Consider the following 19,355-nt stretch of genomic DNA (forward strand, 5'->3'; position numbering starts at 1 on the left):
CCGGCGCTAGAGAAACCGGTTGCCCGTCGGAACGCTCAGACCCGAGGTGACATTGATCAGGTTCATCTCGCCCATACCCTTGATATCGACTGGGCCAATATCGGAAACCTGAAACTCGTCGATCAGAGCATATTTCATCTCTTCCGGGGCGACGATGTGCATCGGGTTGGCAAAGACCTGCAGGCGCGAGGCGATGTTCACCGCCGGGCCGAACACGTCGTAGACGTATTTCTGAATACCAACGACCGATCCCACAGCCGCCCCCATTCCCAACCCGACCCGGGCCTGCCATTTGTGCGGATGGCTTTCGTTGCGCCGCTCGAGGTAGCGCAGGAACCGAACCGCGCAATGGGCCACCGCCGTAGCATGGTCCGGTGTGGCATCCGGCATGCCCGAGACCGCAAGGTACGCGTCGCCAATGGTCTTGATCCGCTCACATCCGAACTGCTCCACGATGCGATCAAACGCGGTGAAAATATCGTTCAACTCGCTCAGCGTAACGGTCGGGTCCGTCTTGGCGGCAAAGTCGGTGAAGCCGACGAAATCCAGCATGACAACGGAAACCTGATCATAGAGCTGCGGAGTGACGACACCGAAGGTCTTGAATTCTTCGTACACCGCTCTCGGCATGAGATTCAGCAGCAGCCGCTCGACCCGTTCCTTTTCGCGCTCCAACTCTCGGGTGTTCCGTTCCACCATGGTCGAGTAGCTGTCGATCATGCTCTCCAACTCGCGGATGCGGGTGATGTTCTGGCATTCGATGATAAGAACCTGCTCGGACAAGCCGTTTGCCAGCGACACGGCAACCGCAAAAACCAGCGTACGGCGCTTGGGTTTGATCTGCAGTTCCACCGAGTAGCGCAGGCCGGATTGCTTCACATCCTCCAGCTCTCTTGCGTCGAGATCCGGCAGGAGATCCCGCAAAGTCTGTCCCTCGGTCGGGGTTCCGAACCATTCCGCGAACGGACCGTTGTGGAATACAAACTGCAGATCAGACGCCCTCACCACAGCCACGCCGACGCCAATCGCGCGCAGCAACTGTTCATTTATGGCAGCAATGCTCATGCGGCAGTCTTTGCAACGATGATCAGCCGTTTCGATTCAATCGCGCGAAGCGCCAGCTTAACGTCTTCGTCAGACATCCCATGATCGGCCAAAGCTTGACCGAACAGTTCGGCCATTTCATCGAAATGATCGTGCGATATGTTCAGGTGCCTATGCACCGCTTCGATCCGGTCATCACTGAAAGACGCAGGCCCGCCGACCAGCGACGACACGAACTTGGTCTGGTGATCGATAAGACGCGGCATATCTATTTCTTCGAAATAGACCCCGATCTCATCAGAATCCAACGCCATTTCGTAAAATGACATCACAACGCGGCTGATCGTTTTGAAGCCGCCATATTTATCGTAAATCGTCTGTGACACACCAAAACCCGGGTATAACCTTTGAATAACACCACAACACTATATCAACTTGATATTTTTGTTAACGCTAATAAGTCCCAGGCGAAAATTTGTGGGAAACGGCTGGAAAACTCCGGCTTTGCCTAGAAAAATGGCATCCTTACACCTGCAAATCATCCGCACAGGGAACGTAGCCCACATACCCGCCCTGCTCTAGCAGTTTGGCCTGACCGCCCATTCGCCAACGCAGCTTTTGCTGCGCCGACTGCAACTCGCGCCGGGCTCGGAACCAAAGCGGACCTTTGTCGAGCCCCGTATTGGTCGCAACGTCTGTCTCTCGCTCGCCGCTTTTAACCAGATCGGCCGCGCCATCCTGTTGCTTGGACAAAACCATCTGCACGCAGACCGCTGGAAAGACTTGGTACATCCGCCAATCAGGGCGTGGGATCGTTACAAAATCATCGATGTGATCCGAGTACTGCCGAGACCAGTCCAGCAGCTTGCGGCAGCCTTCCTTGGACAGGATGTAAGCCCCGGCGCTTGGAACCATTTCCAGCACTTCCCGCACCGGAACGCCCGATATCTTCTGCACAGGACCAAATCTGCGCGATTTCGGCGCGTAGTCGAGTTTGACGTAGTCGTAACCGGACCCGTCCTGCAACAAGGCCTGAATGACCTCCCCGGCGCGGGCGGACATTTCAGCATCGTCTTCGAAAACCGCAGCGGCTTGCATGTCATTGTCCAGAGCAAGCTGCCAGACGGCGCGATGGCTTTCGAAACAGGCAACCTCAGAGGTGACAAGGCCCCAGCGGCTGCCGGTTCCGGGAACATATCGGTTCTGATCAAGTGCACCGGGCTTGCGCCCATCAATGGCGCTAAATCGGGTGGCGCCGGACAGGCCGATCTTGGCAAACTCGGCTTCCATGAAGTCCTTTCGTTCCGGAACGCGGTCCAGATTGATGTAGAAGACCCCGGTACCCGGTTTCAGTTCGTGCTGGCCCAAATTCAGTCCTTTCCTGAAGCTCGGCCAGATAGGCGAAGCGGTAGCCCGAAATCAACCCCGTGCGCTTGGCAGATCAGCCAGCCAACCGAGCGCGCCGCCGGGCGATGGATTGGCGAAACGCCCAATCGCTGATCAGCGTCAGCGGCAGCAAAACCCGCTCGCCCAACCCGTCGATGACGACCAGACGATCGTCGCGTTCCTGGGCACGCACAATGTTTTCGAACCCCATGTCGCCAACCACAATCCGACCGCGTTCGAGATCATCCAGAAGCTCGATAACCTCTTCCCGCAAGCGCTTTCTCTTCGCCGGATCATTGGCGGCGGCCTTCATCTCGGCATGAACGGACGGTGCAAGATTGCCGTCCGGACCCGTCATTTTCTCGACGACCAGCGCGGGGCCGAGTGATGTCGGCTCGTACCCCATGAAGCGGGCCAGCCGTTCAATCTCGGGGCATCCACGATGGAGGGCCGCCAGATATTCGTTTGCTTCGCGCTGCCACTGACGCAGATTGCCATAGCGACGTTCGGAATACCGGCGGATGAAGTGGTCGCGCTTGGGCTCGTCGCATCGCACTTTCAACAGCGCGCCCTCAAGTTCGGGGTGTTGAAAAATCTTGTAGTTTTGACTTTCACGCAGCGGCGTAAGGCCTTCTAATTCTATCATTTTCCAAATTTTATCCTTGCTGCGGAAGCGCAGAACTTCATATCGGCCTTTAATATAAAGCCGTCATAAGAATGTTACAATGCGATCGGAGTGCGCCGCTTTACACGATGCCGACACTTTCTTTCATCGCCCTGTACAAACGAAAAGCCAGCAAGACTACGAACCTGTGGTCACTCGAGACCGCTTTCCAGCACTCGAAAGTCATTCTCAAGCCAGCGGTATCTGGAATTGATTGGATCGCAATAGTTCTGCTTGATCAGCTTGCTCAGCGCCTTGTGAATAAGCCTGGATGTCGAGGCCGGGTAAACATCGGTTGTGAACAGCGAAAGCGTGCGCACAAAATTGCGCCCCGGAAAGGGTAGCGCTTTGACGCTGTCGTGGAACCTCCGCGCGCGCCCGAAGCTGGCGACTGTGGTGACCGCCCAGCCTCCGCCCTCGGCGACCAGTCCGACGATTGATTGATTGCATTCCAGTTCGAACCGGTTTGGCAGGCTGAACTTGCTGCGGGTTAGTTGGACCTCGATCTGCTTTCCAATCGTATAGTCGCGGGAATACCGTAGGAAAGGAAGATCGGCGTCCGATTTCAGTACGTCCTCGACCGTGCCGCTATAGGCCTCGGGCAGGATGACGATGAAGGGGTCGCGCAACAACGGGTATTCGACCAAACCATCCGTCTTGTCCGCAGGGCGCGTTGCCACCCCGGCATCCAGTTTGTGTTCCTGTAGCTTGGCGATGATCTCGTGGCTGGGGCGCGTGAAATGGCGGAAATTGCAGCGCGGCAGCGCGTGCGCCAGAAAGCGGAACAGCTCGGGCGCGACCTGATTGTCGAAGTCATCAATCAGCGCCAGCCGCAACACCGTTGCGTGCTTCCAGTTTCCGGACCGTATTTCAGCCTCACCCCTTTTCAAAACCGTCAGACCCTCGCGTACATAGCGCGAGAACACCTCTCCGGCCGGGGTCAGCCCCATCGGTCTGCGGCCGTGATCCACCAGTTCCACCCGCAACGCGGTTTCCAGACTGCGCAGGTGGTTGGACACGGTGCTGATGGACAGACCGGTTTCAGCGGCGACTTTTTGAATGGACCCCGATTTGGCGATCAACTGAAAAACTTCCAGCCAGCGAAGGCTCAGAGATTTCGACACGTGCGCTGTTTCCTCTGCTTCCGTTCTTTCGAAAAAATCGAAACAGAGAATCGCCGTTTCGGCAAGCCTTAGCTGCGCACCCGGATCATTTCTGGGTCATATGGCGATGCCGCGATCACCGTGGCTTGGGTTAGCGCACCACACATGTCGATCTGCGTTTCCGTGCCTGGCTGGGCCAAGTCCGGATCGACAAAGGCATAAGCCAGGTTCATCCCGATTCTGTGCCCCCAATCGCCAGAGGTGACCGTTCCAACCACCTTATCCCCAATCATGACCGACGCGCCGGGATGCGCCGGGGCAGTTTGGTTGTCTACTTGCAGTGTCACCAACGGTTTCCGCGGCCCAGCCTGTTGTCTGTCCAGCAGGGCTTGCCGCCCGACAAAGTCGCCTTTGTCCAACTTCACGAACCTGTCCAGTCCTGTCTCATAGGGGTCGAACTCGGTGATCAGGTCTGCCTTCCAATGCAGATAGCCCTTTTCCATTCTCATGGACTCAACCGCCCGCGCCCCGAACAGTTTCAAATCGGTGGATGCACCTGCCTTCCGAAGGGCAAGATACGCCGCATAGAGCGATGCATTCGGGACATGGATTTCATAGGCCAACTCGCCGGAAAAGCTGACACCCATGACTGTGGCCGGAGCGATTCCCACGAAGCATTCACGGACACTCAGCCACGGGAATGCCTCAGCCGACCAGTCGCCCCGCGCGCACGCCGTCAGGACGTTCCGCGCGTTGGGGCCTGCAAGGACAAGGATCGTTTGATCATCCGTCAGGCTTCGTAGATGCACGTCTTCGTCAGGCTGTAAGTGCTGCGTCAGCCAGTCCATGTCATGATATTCGCTGGCCGCCGCCGATCCGTACCAAACCCGTTCTGGCCCCCGGTCGCTGGCTGGCAGATTGGCGATGGTCGCTTCGGCCTTGACCATTCCCTGATGGTTCAACATGTAGCCCAGCCCGACACGCCCCGCGCGCGTCGGGACGTTGCCGCAAAACATGCGATCCAGAAATTTGTGACGATCCGCGCCGGTGATTTCGATCCGGTTGAACCCGTTGACCTCGGCCAGTCCCACATTGGTCTGCACATTGCGGACTTCAGCCGCCACAAGATCAAAAGCTTCGTCAAAATCGAAACTCAGGGACGGATGGAAATCCGGGTCGGGCTTGATGTACTCGACCCGCTCCCACCCATTGACCACCGTGAATTCGGCACCTTCGGCTGCCAGAACCGGGGTCAGAGGTGTGGTTTTTGCCGGTCGGCCAGCGGGTCGGTGTTCATGCGGGAAATGGAACCGGAACTCGTTCTGATAGTCTTCAATGGCCTTCAGCGCTGTCAGTTCCACGTTGGCGTGCCCGGTGAAGCGGCGCGGGTCGAGGCACCAAGTGTCGTAACACGCCTCGCCATGCACGATCTGCTGGGCCAGCAACCATCCATGGCCCCCTCCCTCGCCCAGGCCAGCGCGCAACCCGATGATACAAAACGCGTTTCGCTTGCCAGGGATCGGACCCACCAAAGGAGCCCCGTCAATTGTGTAGGTGATTGGGCCATTGACGATGGTGTGTATACCGACCTCCATCAGCGCAGGCATCCGCGCGAAGGCCCCTTCCAGCACGTCCGTTACGCGATCCAGATCATCCGGGCACAGAGCGTTCACAAAATTCGGGTCAATCCCGTCCATGCCCCAGGTCTTGCAATCCTGTTCATAGAACCCGACCAGCAGCCCGTTCTTTTCCTGACGGCAGTAATAATCGCTGATCGGGCAGCGCAGCAGCGGCATACGGTGACCGGCCTCGCGAATGGCTGGGATCTCTTCGGTCAGGAAATACTGGTGCTCCATCGAGGCAACCGGATGGTGTACGCCCATCATCGCGCCGACCTCATTGACGCGATAACCGCCGGCGTTAACGACAATGTCGCAGTCAATGTCGCCATGTTCGGTCTGTACGGTCCACGTGTCATCACCGTGCTGCACCAGACCTGTAACGGGTGTGTTGCGATACACCTCGGCCCCGGCTTTCCGCGCTCGCCGTGCCAATGCCTGACACAGTTGGGCCGGGTCAATGTCCCCATCCAGCGGGTCCCACAAGCCGCCAATCAGGTTGTCGGTGGAGATCAACGGATGACGGCGGGCGCATTCCTCGGCATCTATCACCTCAAAATGCACATCCATGCCCCGCGCCATCGAGGCGAAGTGGCGATAACCCTGCATCTGGGCCTCGGTATTCGCCAGACGGATGCCTCCATCACCGTGGTGATAGTTGATGGGGTAATCCGGGTCGTCGGCCAGTTCCTTGTACAGCTGGATCGAATGCGTTTTCAGCCCGACCATCGTCTGGTTCATACCGAAATTCGTGACCTGTGCTGCTGAATGCCACGTCGTACCAGACGTCAGTTCGTTCCGCTCTACCAGAACAACGTCAGACCAGCCCTCCTGCGTCAGATGGTACAGGGTCGAACACCCGGCGATACCCCCACCGATGACAACGACCTTGGTACGTGATTTCATCCGCCCGGCTCCTTTATCCCTATTCAATTCTTGAAGAAAAAGGGGCCGCCCCAGCAACGCGGGTTTTGTGGGTTTGGAAAAATCGAATCTCTGGTTTCAGAAATCGAAAACCGTGTTTGCGCTTTTGCCCGTTTGGATTGTTGACATTTAACATCGCACAAAACCCATGCCGGAGAGCCCCAAGATGTCATCAGAAGGCAGCAGAAGAAGCGGCCGCCGCGCCCGTATCGCGCAGCGCGCGGCCAAGCCGGAATTTGATCCCTGCCCTCCGGGCCAGCGCGGCGGGGCCTTCCGCCCTTTGGCCGAAGCTGAGATCGCCCTGATCCACGACACCGCGCTGAGGCTGCTGGAAACGCTGGGCATGGGAAACGTGCCAGAGCGCTTGCGCCGAGACCTGCTGGCGGGCGGAGCGCACGCAGGCGAACGGGACCGGCTGCTGTTCCCGCGCGGAATGGTCGAAAACGCGATTGGATCGGCGGCTAAAACCTTTGTGTTTCATGGACGGGATGAAAGCCGTTCGATCGAAGTGGGCGGTGATCGAGTGTTCTTCGGAACCGGCGGCGCGGCAGTTCAAACGCTGGACATCGAGACGGGCCTCTACCGTCCTGCCACGTTGACCGATCTGCACGATTTCACGCGCCTTCAGGACGTTCTGGACAACGTCAGCTGGTTCACGCGGTGCTGCGTCGCGACCGACGTACCGGACGTTTTCGAGCTGGATCTGAACACGGTCTACGCTTTGGTACGGAACACGACAAAACCCATCGCGACTTCATTCACGCTGGCCGAACACGTCGCCCCGATTGTTGAGATGCTGGACATCGTCGCAGGCGGTCCGGGCGCATTTTCCCAACGCCCGTTTCTGAAAGCCCATATCAGCCCGGTGATCTCACCCTTGCGCTATGGCGAGGACGCGGTGGATGTCGTTTACGAATGCGTCCAACATAACATCCCGATGTCCTGCATCACGGCGGCGCAGGCCGGGGCGACGGCACCTGCGACTCTGGCCGGATTTCTTGCGCAGTCGTTGGCGGAAACACTGGCCAGCCTCGTTATGGTCAACACAATCCAACCGGGCTTTCCGATGATCTTTTCCAACTGGCCCTTCATCGTTGACCTCAGAACCGGAGCGTTCGCGGGTGGTAGCGGAGAGACCGCGATCCTGAATGCCGCCTCGGCGCAGATCATCAATTGGCTGGGATTGCCCTCGGGCGTTGCGGCGTCGATGACGGATGCCAAGGCAATCGACGCGCAGTATGGGGCTGAGAAAGGGATGACCTCGCTGGCTGCCGCCTTGGCCGGAGGTAATCTGATCTACGAAAGCTCGGGCATGACCGCCTCGCTACTGGGCGCGAGTTTCGAGGCTTTCGTGCTGGACAATGAGATGCACTCGCACACCTATCGCGCCCTGCGCGGCATTGAAGTAACCGAAGAGAACCTTGGCTTCGACGCGATTTGCCAATCCGTACTGGGCGACGGTCATTTCCTTGGCAGTTCCCACACTTACGCCGCGATGGAGCGAGACTACTTTTACCCCTCGCTCGCTGATCGCAACGAACCCCGAACATGGGAACAGGATGGTGCCAAAGACGCCTGGACCACGGCCCGTGACCGTGTGCACGAGATTTTGGCCACACATCGCCCCGAATACCTGACGCCTGAGCAGGACGCGGAAATCCGTAAGAGATTCCGGATTTTGGCCTGACAGAATTGCGAACCTCCCCTTGCACGCATGCAAGTAGAGGATAGGCTCAGCACCAAATATGACGGAGTGGGACAGATGGCAGACGATTTCTTTCAACCGGTTTCGGCCATGGAACTGGCGCGTTTTGCAGGTGTTCCGACCTTTATGCGCCTACCCCAATTGTCGTCGGACCACGTCCGGTTTGGCGATGTCGATATTGGACTGATCGGCCTGCCCTGGGATGGGGGCACGACGAACCGCCCCGGCGCGCGGCATGGGCCGCGACAACTGCGCGATTACTCCACAATGATCCGCGCCATGAATCCAGCCTCGGGCGTGAAACCGTTTTCGCTGGTTAACTGCGCCGATCTAGGGGATGTTGCGCCCAATCCGGTTGATATCGGCGATACTCTGCAGCGAATAACCACGTTTTACGGCGATTTAGTGCAACGCAACATTGTACCGTTAACCGCCGGGGGCGACCATCTGACAACGCTGCCGGTCCTGCGCGCGCTCGCCGCTGATGGCCCGCTGGGCCTTATCCAATTCGACAGCCACACAGATCTGAACGACAGCTATTTCGGAGGTCACAAATTCACCCACGGCACCCCCTTCCGCCGCGCGGTCGAGGAAGGACTAGTCGATCCCAAACGCTTCGTTCAGGTCGGCATCCGGGGCACCGCATATGGCACCGAAGATCTTGAATGGGGCGAAGCGCAGGGCATTCGCATTATCCATATCGAAGAATTCTTTGACCGTGGTATCGACGATGTAATGACCGAGGTTCGCCAGATCGTCGGCTCGGGCCCCACCTATTGCACTTACGACATCGACTTTGTCGATCCAACCTTTGCGCCCGGTACTGGCACGCCGGAAATCGGCGGTCCCAACAGCTATCAGGCACAGCAAGTCATTCGCGCAATGTCCGGGCTGAACCTTGTCGGCGCGGATCTGGTCGAGGTCGCCCCGCCTTTCGATCCGGCAGGTGGAACGGCCTGGCTGGGCATTTCACTGATGTTCGAACTGCTCTGCGTGCTGGCCGAAGCCATCGATGCGCGCCGGGCTACTTAGCGGCCACGTTCTCGGCAATCATCGAGATCATCTCGAACATAGCCGCAGCCGCCGTCAGGGCGGTAATGTTGTTCGGGCTGTCCTTGGTGGGCATCATGCAGACAACGTCCCCACCCACGATATTCAGGCCGCGCGCCGCGCGCAGGATGCCCACCGCATCGTCAATATCGAAGCCTTTTTCGCCGGGTTCCAGATTGGACACCGCAGGCGCAACCGTGGGGTCGAGGCAATCCAGATCAAAGGTGATATAGACCGGGCGATCCCCAAGAACATCCCGCGTCTGGTCGATCACATCCTCAAGCCCCCGCTGGCGAAATTCGCGCATCGTGACGATGTTGTAGCCGTAGTCGTATGAGGGCTGCAGCCAGTCCAGACTGCGCGGGTGTCCCCTGAGCCCGATTTGCATGGAACGGGTCGGGTCCACCTGACCCTGATCCGCTAGATAGGCCCCCCAATGGGCTGCGGATTTCTTGGCCCCCAGAAAGTGATCGACCTTGGTGAACACATCCGTATGGGCATCGAGATGCAGAAAGCTGACCGGTTCGCCGCCTGCTAGCTTTCCACCTCCTAAGGCCTGCACGATCCCACCGGTGATTGAATGATCGCCTCCAATCGAAACCGGACGCGCGCCAGCCTCGTCGATGTCTTTGTAGAACGCGGTGATGCGTTCGATGCAGTCTTCATTGTCATTGGCACGGGGAAACGGCACGTCGCCCACATCGGCAATCTTTGCGCTGTTCCACGGGTCGAGTTCAAACACCGAATGCACCCGCCGCTGCACGGCCGAGACATGGCGCAAGGCCCTTGGCCCCAGATGTTGGTCGCGTTCGGTTGTGCCGTTGCCAGTGGAATGCGGAACACCGACTAGCGCGATATCCTGCCCCTGCGGCCCTGTATTCGGGCAGCGGAACAAGGTGGGCACGCCCCACCAATACAGGTTGTCCATCATGGACTGCTCGTAACGATCCGTCATGCCCTGCCCCTTCAACGAAAAACGCCCCCGGCAGGACCGGAGGCGCTGATGCCATTAAACTTTCTCGTCTTCTCGCCGGAAGGCCCCCTGAACGATGCGGTCGATAACCATTGCGCAGAACAGGATGGCGAACCCACCCAACAGGCCCGGACCCTTGGCAGCGTATTGCAGCGCCTCAAGGATTTCCTTGCCCAGCCCGCCGCCCCCGATGAGCGAGATGATCACCACCATCGACAGACACATCAGGATCGTCTGGTTCACCCCGGTCATGATCGACGGCAGGGCCAGCGGGATTTCAACGTCCTTCAGCAATTGCCATTTCGAGGCACCAAAGGCCACGGCAGCCTCTTTGATACTATCCGGCACGCCCTTCATCCCCAAAGCCGTCAGGCGGATCACCGGCGGCATCCCGAAGATGATCGTCGCCAGAATCCCCGGCGGGTTGCCAGTGCCGAAAAAGGCGATGATCGGGATCAGGTACACAAAGGCGGGCAACGTCTGCATCAGGTCCAGAACCGGTTCCGCCGCTCGATAGGCGCGCTGGGATTTGCCGAACCAGATGCCCAGCGGAATGCCAAAGACCACGCACAGCAGCACCGCTGCACCCACCAGCGCGACTGTCTCCATCGCCACGTCCCAATAGCCAAGCAGCGCGATATAGGCCAACGACGACGCGGTAAAGATCGCGACCCGAGGTCCCGCGGCACGCCACGCGGTGACACAGATCACCAGCATTACAACCGGCCAGGGTGAGCCGATCAGCGCAATCGTCAGCGCATCCAGGACCGAGCGGACACCCGCAACGATCCCATCAAAGATGTCGCCACCTGCCAGTGCGGCGGCGTCAATCTGCGCCTCCATCCACGACGCGAGAGTAGAGTACAAAGTCCCACCACCGTCGCCCAGGAAAATCTCGGACACCTCTTTTTCGGGGAATGCGTCCAACAATGGAAGCGAGGCGTTTATGGTGAATTTGTACACGATCAACGGACCGATCGCCGCGATCAGAACAGCGCCCAGCACGATGTTGCGGGTGGAGCGACCGCTTTCGACGCGCGCCGGGTCAACTCGCCATTTCGAGTACTGCTTTTCATACACCCGGTCCGCGTAAAAGCCCTGTACCAACTTGAATACCACCAGCATCAGCAGGCCGGTGATCAGAATTCCGGATGCCTCGGACTGCGCGGCTAATGCCCTTTCCAGACTGGTGTCCGCCGCCTTTTGGATATTCTCGGCCATCCGCGTAAATCGGTCGATATCGGATTGCTCGGTGGCCGCAGCAGCGCGATTCAGGAACTCTTGCGCCCGTTCCTGCTGAGTGGCTGCCCGATCTGCGAATTCAGCGCCCGGGTTGCCCCATAAGCCGCGCCCGATCTGGACCCAGGCGATGATTTCAAGGATCAGAAACGTCCAGAACATCCCCCATACAGCGCGGGACGCAGACCAGAACGGTCCCAGTACTGCCGCCCACATATTGAACGTGTTCGGAACCGCACTGGTGGCGTCGTGGATCTTGTGGAAAGAGTTGACGTAGTAGTCCCCGTTGGGACCGGTGAATTCGTGGATCGACCGGTCCAGTGCGTCGCGGTCAACTTCGATATCCGAGGCGGCAGTGACCTGGATTTCTGCGGTCATGTCAGTCATTCTTGCTTGCCTCCCTGAATTCCGCGCAGCAGGCGCGGCTTGGTCACAACGCCCACATCGGCCCCGGCATCGGTGATGACGACGGGCATGTCGGTGTTCACGGCCAAATCAATAAGCTGATCCAGATCCGCCGCCTCGTCGGCGCGCGGCGCGCCCTCCAGCGGGCCGGAATAACTGGCGACAGGCTCCATGATCGAATGCGCCTTAACAAGTTTCAGCTTCGAGATGCCCTGAACAAATTCGCGCACATAGTCGTCGGCGGGGTTCATCACGATATCCTCGGGCGTGCCGATCTGAACGATGACACCGTCTTTCATGATCGCGATCCGGTGGCCGATGCGAATGGCCTCATCCAGATCGTGGGTAATGAACAGGGTCGTTTTCTTGAGCTGCGCCACTAGTGCCTTGAACTGGTCCTGAAGCTGCAGGCGGATCAACGGGTCGAGTGCCGAGAACGGCTCGTCCATCAGCAGAACCTCGGGGTCCGAGGCCAGCGCGCGGGCGATGCCCACGCGTTGCTGCATCCCGCCAGACAGCTCCTTGGGCAAGCGGTCCTCGTAGCCGGTCAGGTTCACCAACCCAAGCGCATGGTCCGAAACGGCCCAACGTTTGGATTTGGAAACTTTGCGGATTTCCAGCGGGTAAGCCACGTTGTCTCGAACCGAGCGGTGCGGCATCAGCGCCATGTGCTGAAACACCATGCCGATTTGCTGGGCGCGAATGCGCCGCAACTCGGTCTCGGAAATCTTCGACACATCATGGCCGAGGATTTCGATCTTGCCTGCCGTCGGCTCGATCAACCGGTTTACGTGGCGCACCAATGTCGACTTGCCCGAGCCCGAAAGGCCCATAATACAGAAGATCTCACCACGCGAGACCTCAAAGCTGGCATCCTGCACGCCCACTACGCAGCCGTATTGTTCCAGGACCTGCGGCTTGGTGAGCCCCTCTTTCAGGACCGCCTCCATCGCCTCGGGCGCGCGGTTGCCGAAGATTTTCCAGACATGTTCGAGTTTTACGACAGATTCGTCCATTTGCCCCCCAATAAGGCGCTTTTTTGCCAGGCAGATAGGAAAAGGGCCGCGGCGAGCTGTCGCCACGGCCCCGAATGCTGGGTCAGTTGGTCAGCCAGCCGATGACGGTGTCTTCGTTCTCAGACACCCATTGCCGGGCGAAATCCGCCGCTTCGACATTGTCCACGGCCAAGGCCTTACCCATCGCGCTCAGGTCGTCACCCTTCATCTGATAGTTGCGGAACAGGGCTGCCACCTCGGGATGAGCTTCTTCCAGTTCCTTGGCATAGTGAAGGTGCAACGTGGCCCCGTTCCAGGCGGTCGAAGCCTCGGACTTGGACAGCCAATCCGGGTCGTCGGTCGGCTGCACGATGGTCCAAGTAGCCGGATCATGGGCTGGCTCTTCCAGAACGGTCAGGTCCTGCGTCACGAAGATGTAATGCGGGCTGTAGCAGAATCCGATCCACGGCTCTTCCGCCTTGGTCGCATTGGCGAGATTGGCATAAGCGATGGTTTCTTCATACTCGGTCATGTCGAAGAGTTGATCATAACCATATGACTTTGCGCGAATCTTTTCGACGACGGTCGAGGCCCATCCGGGCGCACCGATCCAGACCTCGGGCGTGCCATTTCCGTCAGTATCGAAGATCGCGATCTTGTCGGGATCGCTGAGGTCGTCGATGGACTTGATGTCATGCTTCTCGGCGATGTAGGTCGGAACGCACATGCCCTGCTCGGCCTGAACCGGGTTGCCGTTCATCACGACGGTGCCGTTATCCTTGACGTAGGTGTCGTGCAGGTTCTGCTGGTTCGGCATCCAGACCTCGGGGTGGACATGCATCGATCCGCTATCCATCGCCTCGAACACAATCGGGTTTGTGCCGTTCTGAAGCTCTACATCCAGGCCCAGGTTTTCTTCGATCACAAGCTCAAGGATATGCGCCGTTGCATTGACCGAGGCCCAGTTCGGAACCCCGATTACAATGTCAGCCGCAACCGCCGGCATGGCGACCGCCATCGAAGCGCCACCCAATAGCATCGATAGTTTGTTCATTCGATTTCTCCATGTTGAACATCTTAAGCGCACCAGACAGATCCGTTCGCCCGATGGCGCGCTTTGGTTCTTAGTCGGCTGACACTTTTGGTTATGCTTGTGTTTCGTGTCTTGCGTTGCCAACTAAACGCTTAAAGTGAAGCATGCACGAGCCACCGCCATCAAGCGCCACGTGATTGAAACCCCGTATATGCGAAATTCATGGAACGGAGTTTCGGTTTATTGGGAAATCTTGGGCTTTACCGGTCAATGCCTGTGCATGGCCGGTCGTCTGACACTCAAGGTATCGACTTGGCGACGCCCACCGCCGCAGCAAGTTTCCTGGCCGAATACAAGAATATGGCGGAGAGACAGGGATTCGAACCCTGGAGACGGTTTCCCGCCTACACACTTTCCAGGCGTGCGCCTTCGACCACTCGGCCACCTCTCCGTGCCGGCGATATTTGGACTATCCCCTAAGGATTTGCAAGAGGGGAATGGGGTGAAATTCGACCTTTGCCGGTTGGGTCGCAAACACCCCTAAACCTCATCCCCATCGCCGTCAGGCAGGTCAGTTTCTGTCATGTCGACGGGCCGCGACGCAGGCGGCTTCGCCTGATCGCTTTCAGGCTCGGCAGGCGGTTTCGGGGGCGGCACCGGGCCGTGCAACACTTCGGGGTTCCGCAACCAGACGTCCCGCTGGGCGAACGGGATTTCAATACCTTCCTCAACGAAACGCTTGTTGATTTCGTGGTTCATGTCGGACTTGACCGACAAGACCCAGTTCACATCCCGCAGGATCGCCCGGATCTCAAAATCCAGCGAATCCGCGCCAAAGCCCTGAAACACAACGCTCGGGGCCGGGTTGGCCAGCACCATCGGATGGCTGTTGGCCACCTCTCCCAGAATTTTCTCGACCCGTCGGGTGTCTGTGCCATACGCAACGCCAACCGGTACGATTACGCGCCCGATGGTGTTGCCCCGGGTGTAGTTCGTCACGACACCGCTTATCAGGTCCGAGTTCGGGACGATGACATCCGTTCTGTCAAAGGTTTCAATCCGGGTCGACCGGACCGAGATGTCGCGCACGTAACCCATCATCCCGTTCACGTCGATCCAGTCGCCTTTCGAGATCGGACGCTCGACCAGCAGGATGATGCCCGAGACAAAGTTCGACACGATAGTCTGCAGGCCAAAGCCGATACCAACGGACAGGGCACCGGCAACGATGGCCAGCGACGACAGATCGAACCCGGCCACCACGATCGCGGACAGGGCCGCTAGGAAAACACCGACATAACCGGTGCCCGCCACGATCGCGTTTTGCCCACCCGGATCAATTTTGGTTTTTGGCAGCAGCGAGTTGCGCAACCCGCTTTGCAGCAACCGCGTCAGCCCGTAACCGATGGCAAATATCACCACGAAGGTGAAGAAATTGCTTGGTGAGATGGTGACGCCGCCGATATCGAACCCCAGCAACAGCCGCGACCAAGCCTCGGACAGGTCGGTTTGCCGCGCGCCCCAATACAGAGCCAGAACGGGCAACGCCAAAATCGCCATCGCAAATCCGATGAGCACGGCAAACAGTGACTCTTTCGCCGCCTCCCCCTGCCCGCTGATCCACCCGTAGACCGCCGTCAGGAACCGCTGCACGATCACCAGCGCGGCGATCAGGACCAGAGACTTGACCGCCGGGTAAACGATGGCTTCGGCGGCATTCGTATAGCCCACAACAGCCAAAATCGGGCTGACAATGCCAAGCAGGAACAAGGCGCGGCGCAGGAACTCGATCAACTGGCCCAGCCCCGCACCGCGCGCTGCGGCGGGCTCATCGGTATCGGCTGGAGCCTCGGAACTGCGGACCTTGCGGACCCGCAGCAGGACCAGCGCGGTGGCAACAGTGACCGGGAACCCCACAACCGCGCGTGTTGCATCAGAGATGTTTTCGATCTGCTCGAACAGGTTCACCAGTTCATGCAGGATCAGCAGTGCCGCCAGCAGGTCAAGGTAGACCCGTATCTCGGCCACGCGCTTTGCGCTCAGACGTTTGAACCCCTGCGCCTGTTGCAGCACATAGACCTGCCGACCGATCCAGTCGTAGTAGAGGATGATCGCCGCCCAATACGGCACTTTTTCCATCAGCAGCGTGCCGCGAAAACCCGGCACACCGGTCATGACGATGGCTTCGACAATCAGCCAGACGCCAAGCCACGGCAGGAGAATGCGCAGTAGCGATGTCAGGAAAGTCCAAACCCCGCTGCCCTGCCCGCCCAGTTGACGCAGGTAGTTCCCGGCAAGTTCAGACCACGTTTTGCCGTAGGACAGCAGGACTCCGGCGACGAGAACCAGCAGGAAGATGCCCAAGCCCTGATTGCGCAGCTTTTCATGCACCACATCGGTCTGATAATTTCTCAGCGCCTCATTGAACAAGCTGCGTCCGGCTTCGGTCACATCCACCCAGGCTGGCCCCCAGTAGACCGGATTTACCGGAGACGGCCCGCGTTCCAGCAGTTCCTTCTTCTGGCGGTTTCTCAGCAACTTGTCGATCTCGGTGATCAGGCCATTGGCCCGGCTGAACGCCTCTTCCGAGATAATCTGCGGCACCTGCAGGGCGTTTAACTGCCTTTCCAGATGCGCGCGCAACGCGGCTATATCTTCGGGTTCTTCAACTTCCCCTTCGGGTTCAGGGCCAAGCGCCTTTAGCTGCGCTTCGAGCGTCTGGATCCGTTCGGTATTTGCTCCGCGCGCGCTGTTGAAATCATCGCGATACTCATGGATTTCCGCGCGTAGGTTTTCCAGCGACGCATTTGACGCCCTGTCCGCCTCAATGACAGATTCCGCACGGTCCGCCGTCTTGACCCAGCCCTGATAGTATTCGCTCTGCTCATCGTTTAACTGGGCCGCAACGGGGCTGCCCAGAACAAGCAAGCAAGTCAGGACAAGCGCAAGAAACCAGCGGACCCGCTGCAGCATCATACGTCCTCGAAGACGCCGGGAATGCTGCGTGGGGCTTCGGTCATCCAGTCGGGAACTGGCAACTCTTTTTCACGCAGGAATTCCGGGTTGAACAGCTTGGACTGGTAGCGCGTGCCGTAGTCGCACAGGATGGTTACGATGGTATGACCCGGCCCCAGATCCTTGGCCAGACGCACCGCGCCCGCCATGTTGATCGCTGTCGAGCCCCCCATGACAAGCCCTTCGTCGCGCAAAAGGTCAAAGATATAAGGCAGCGCCTCGTTATCCGTCATCTGATAGGCGTAATCCGGTTTGAACCCTTCAAGGTTTTTGGTGATGCGCACCTGACCGATCCCTTCAGCGATCGAGCCGCCCTCCATCGCGATCTCACCGGTGGTGTAATAGGAATAAAGCCCCGCCCCCATCGGATCGACCAGACCGATCTTCACGCCCTTGGGCTGCAGTGCATCAGCCACACCGGCCAGCGTCCCGCCCGAACCCACGGCACAGACAAAGCCGTCTACCTTACCGCCGGTCTGTTCCCAGATTTCCGGGCCGGTGGTTTCCACATGCGCCTGCCGGTTGGCCACGTTGTCAAACTGGTTGGCCCAGATTGCGCCATTGGGCTCGGTTTGCGCCAGTTCCTCGGCCAGGCGGCGTGAGTAGTGCACAAAGTTGTTCGGGTTGCGGTAGGGCGCAGCGGGAACCTGCACCAGTTGCGCCCCGCCAAGGCGCAACATATCCTTTTTCTCCTCCGATTGGGTTTCAGGGATCACGATCACGGTCTTGAACCCCATCGAGGCCCCAACCAGCGCCAGACCGATGCCGGTGTTGCCCGCCGTCCCTTCAACAATCGTGCCGCCCGGTTTCAGATCACCGCGCGCAACCGCATCCCGAATGATGTAGAGCGCGGCGCGATCCTTCACGGACTGACCGGGGTTCATGAACTCGGCCTTGCCGAGAATTTCGCATCCCGTTTCTTCACTGATGCGGCGCAGCCGGATCAACGGTGTTTTCCCTACTGCGTCGGCAAGGTCTCGTGAAATGCGCATGGCACCCTCATGTCATTTGGTATCAGGGAAGATTTACAGCCGCGATCAGACAACCACAAGCGCGATAGTCAGGCGCGCAGACGGTCGCGGTTGCGGGCCAGCCAGTGCGACAGGTTCAGCAACTGTAAATCCTTGAAAACATGTCGGTCCACCATGTCGATGAATTCATCGTAAGGCAAAACCCGGCTGCGAATATCTTCGCCCTCAGCCTCCACCCCACTGGCATCCACCGTTTTGGTCAGATCGGCCAGCCCGACATAGAAATACAGGTAGCCCGTGGACGAACCGCTCGAGGAATAGGCCCCGCCCGCATATTCCAGCGCGTCGACCTTGACGCCCGCCTCCTCCATCATCTCGCGATGGGCGGCCTGTTCGGGGGTTTCGCCGGGGTCGATCATCCCGGCAACAGCCTCCCACAGCCAAGGCTCGGGATCGTCAATCAGATAGACCGGAGGTCTGAATTGTTCCACCAACAGAACCAGATCATGCACCGGGTCGTAAGGCAGGACGGCCACGGCAGCCCCCTGCATCAGGCTGGCGCGCCTCAGAACCGGGCCCATGGTTCCGTCGTGCTGGCGGTGCTGCAGGTCAATCTCCTCCATCCCGAAGTAATCGACATAGGCGCGCTTGTGGCGATGTACGATCACGTCCTTGGCGGGGTCCCGAGGGTCGCCGGTTCCACGCTGCCGTGCCATCAGCTTGGCCCACGCGCGAGTCTGGATGGCCCGCACGCTGCGCGCCATATCCTTGGGATCGACGCGCCCGAAATAGGCCATCTCTTCCTCGGCGGCCAGAACGGTCAGCTCTCCCCGCGCGTCCACCCAATCCTGCAGCGACCAGAAATCACCTGCGGTCCACGCGCCGGGTGACGGAAAGAACACCTGCGCCTCGGCCCTGGTGCCATCGTCCAAATCCACCTGGAGCGCTTGCAGGTCATAGTCGAAACCGCCTTCGTAATAGGCCAGTCTTTGAATATCTTCTGCGGTCAAGCCACGAACGTAGAGCCCCGGCGCAGTGCCACCCGGTTCCTTGCAGATCATCGGGAAATCCTGCCCCACCACCGCGCGCACCGCGTGCTCAGGAAGCTGAGCCGAAATTGTCTGCAGCGCGGAGGCCTCGCGCCCCAGGACACGTTCAAGAAGCGGTACATGCCGCAGCGTGCCATAGAAGAACAAATCTGACACCGAAGGATACTCTCAGGTTAGAGG

Annotated in this window: 15 protein-coding genes and 1 tRNA gene; 2 read left to right on the forward strand and 14 right to left on the reverse strand. The window is 58.9% G+C overall.

All coding sequences use genetic code 11. The features are described from left to right. Positions 1-6 precede the first annotated feature (6 nt). The 6 genes from ACR0NJ_RS10410 to ACR0NJ_RS10435 form a co-directional block, all read right to left on the reverse strand. The gene (locus ACR0NJ_RS10410) at positions 7-1,065 is read right to left on the reverse strand and encodes an adenylate/guanylate cyclase domain-containing protein (protein ID WP_480817054.1); all 1,059 of its coding nucleotides are present in this window, start codon (positions 1,063-1,065) and stop codon (positions 7-9) included. After that, on the reverse strand, positions 1,062-1,430 hold the full coding sequence (locus ACR0NJ_RS10415; protein ID WP_480817055.1) for a group I truncated hemoglobin: 369 nt from the start codon (positions 1,428-1,430) through the stop codon (positions 1,062-1,064). The genes ACR0NJ_RS10410 and ACR0NJ_RS10415 overlap by 4 nt, the downstream gene beginning before the upstream one ends. A 139-nt stretch (positions 1,431-1,569) precedes the next feature. Beyond that, entirely contained in the window at positions 1,570-2,412 is an 843-nt protein-coding gene (locus ACR0NJ_RS10420) for a glycosyltransferase family 25 protein (protein WP_480817056.1), read from the reverse strand. 73 nt (positions 2,413-2,485) lie between these two features. After that, on the reverse strand, positions 2,486-3,076 hold the full coding sequence (locus ACR0NJ_RS10425; RefSeq protein ID WP_480817057.1) for a YrbL family protein: 591 nt from the start codon (positions 3,074-3,076) through the stop codon (positions 2,486-2,488). 170 nt (positions 3,077-3,246) lie between these two features. After that, positions 3,247-4,218 carry a LysR family transcriptional regulator gene (locus ACR0NJ_RS10430; RefSeq protein ID WP_480817058.1) on the reverse strand — a complete coding sequence of 324 codons (972 nt, stop codon included), beginning with the start codon at positions 4,216-4,218 and terminating at the stop codon, positions 3,247-3,249. 68 nt (positions 4,219-4,286) lie between these two features. Next, on the reverse strand, positions 4,287-6,722 hold the full coding sequence (locus ACR0NJ_RS10435; protein WP_480817059.1) for a GcvT family protein: 2,436 nt from the start codon (positions 6,720-6,722) through the stop codon (positions 4,287-4,289). A 184-nt stretch (positions 6,723-6,906) separates the two neighbouring features. Here ACR0NJ_RS10435 and ACR0NJ_RS10440 point away from each other — a divergent pair, with 184 nt between their 5' ends. Then, the gene (locus ACR0NJ_RS10440; RefSeq protein WP_480817060.1) at positions 6,907-8,427 is read left to right on the forward strand and encodes a trimethylamine methyltransferase family protein; all 1,521 of its coding nucleotides are present in this window, start codon (positions 6,907-6,909) and stop codon (positions 8,425-8,427) included. A 75-nt stretch (positions 8,428-8,502) separates the two neighbouring features. Beyond that, complete coding sequence (locus tag ACR0NJ_RS10445; protein ID WP_480817061.1) at positions 8,503-9,477, forward strand: agmatinase; 975 nt, start codon at positions 8,503-8,505, stop codon at positions 9,475-9,477. On the opposite strand, the gene ACR0NJ_RS10450 is transcribed toward ACR0NJ_RS10445, so the two are convergent. The 8 genes from ACR0NJ_RS10450 to ACR0NJ_RS10485 form a co-directional block, all read right to left on the reverse strand. Further along, a complete protein-coding gene (locus ACR0NJ_RS10450) occupies positions 9,470-10,450 on the reverse strand; it encodes an arginase family protein (protein ID WP_480817062.1) in 981 nt (326 codons plus the stop codon). The genes ACR0NJ_RS10445 and ACR0NJ_RS10450 overlap by 8 nt on opposite strands. Before the next feature lie 54 nt (positions 10,451-10,504). After that, the gene (locus ACR0NJ_RS10455) at positions 10,505-12,094 is read right to left on the reverse strand and encodes an ABC transporter permease (RefSeq protein WP_480817063.1); all 1,590 of its coding nucleotides are present in this window, start codon (positions 12,092-12,094) and stop codon (positions 10,505-10,507) included. Beyond that, positions 12,091-13,128 (reverse strand): quaternary amine ABC transporter ATP-binding protein, encoded by a 1,038-nt coding sequence (locus ACR0NJ_RS10460; RefSeq protein WP_480817064.1) that lies wholly within the window; start codon positions 13,126-13,128, stop codon positions 12,091-12,093. Before ACR0NJ_RS10460 ends, ACR0NJ_RS10455 begins: the two co-directional genes overlap by 4 nt. Before the next feature lie 82 nt (positions 13,129-13,210). Further along, positions 13,211-14,161 (reverse strand): ABC transporter substrate-binding protein, encoded by a 951-nt coding sequence (locus tag ACR0NJ_RS10465; RefSeq protein WP_480817065.1) that lies wholly within the window; start codon positions 14,159-14,161, stop codon positions 13,211-13,213. Between the two features lie 340 nt (positions 14,162-14,501). Continuing rightward, positions 14,502-14,591 (reverse strand) — tRNA-Ser (locus ACR0NJ_RS10470). A gap of 89 nt (positions 14,592-14,680) precedes the next feature. Continuing rightward, positions 14,681-17,113 (reverse strand): DUF3772 domain-containing protein, encoded by a 2,433-nt coding sequence (locus ACR0NJ_RS10475; RefSeq protein WP_480817066.1) that lies wholly within the window; start codon positions 17,111-17,113, stop codon positions 14,681-14,683. After that, positions 17,113-18,147 (reverse strand): cysteine synthase A, encoded by a 1,035-nt coding sequence (locus ACR0NJ_RS10480; RefSeq protein ID WP_480817067.1) that lies wholly within the window; start codon positions 18,145-18,147, stop codon positions 17,113-17,115. Before ACR0NJ_RS10480 ends, ACR0NJ_RS10475 begins: the two co-directional genes overlap by 1 nt. A gap of 68 nt (positions 18,148-18,215) precedes the next feature. Beyond that, on the reverse strand, positions 18,216-19,331 hold the full coding sequence (locus ACR0NJ_RS10485) for an NUDIX domain-containing protein (RefSeq protein WP_480817068.1): 1,116 nt from the start codon (positions 19,329-19,331) through the stop codon (positions 18,216-18,218). Between the last annotated feature and the right edge of the window lie 24 nt (positions 19,332-19,355).

The organism is Ruegeria sp. F11 (genome assembly GCF_056533855.1).

Bases quoted from the DNA above. Each gene is read 5' to 3' on its own strand.
- ACR0NJ_RS10460 (WP_480817064.1), bottom strand. From the start codon at position 13,128: ATGGACGAATCTGTCGTAAAACTCGAACATGTCTGGAAAATCTTCGGC.
- ACR0NJ_RS10480 (WP_480817067.1), bottom strand. From the start codon at position 18,147: ATGCGCATTTCACGAGACCTTGCCGACGCAGTAGGGAAAACACCGTTG.
- ACR0NJ_RS10445 (WP_480817061.1), top strand. From the start codon at position 8,503: ATGGCAGACGATTTCTTTCAACCGGTTTCGGCCATGGAACTGGCGCGT.
- ACR0NJ_RS10435 (WP_480817059.1), bottom strand. From the start codon at position 6,722: ATGAAATCACGTACCAAGGTCGTTGTCATCGGTGGGGGTATCGCCGGG.
- ACR0NJ_RS10450 (WP_480817062.1), bottom strand. From the start codon at position 10,450: ATGACGGATCGTTACGAGCAGTCCATGATGGACAACCTGTATTGGTGG.
- ACR0NJ_RS10440 (WP_480817060.1), top strand. From the start codon at position 6,907: ATGTCATCAGAAGGCAGCAGAAGAAGCGGCCGCCGCGCCCGTATCGCG.
- ACR0NJ_RS10410 (WP_480817054.1), bottom strand. From the start codon at position 1,065: ATGAGCATTGCTGCCATAAATGAACAGTTGCTGCGCGCGATTGGCGTC.
- ACR0NJ_RS10475 (WP_480817066.1), bottom strand. From the start codon at position 17,113: ATGCTGCAGCGGGTCCGCTGGTTTCTTGCGCTTGTCCTGACTTGCTTG.
- ACR0NJ_RS10465 (WP_480817065.1), bottom strand. From the start codon at position 14,161: ATGAACAAACTATCGATGCTATTGGGTGGCGCTTCGATGGCGGTCGCC.
- ACR0NJ_RS10455 (WP_480817063.1), bottom strand. From the start codon at position 12,094: ATGACTGACATGACCGCAGAAATCCAGGTCACTGCCGCCTCGGATATC.
- ACR0NJ_RS10425 (WP_480817057.1), bottom strand. From the start codon at position 3,076: ATGATAGAATTAGAAGGCCTTACGCCGCTGCGTGAAAGTCAAAACTAC.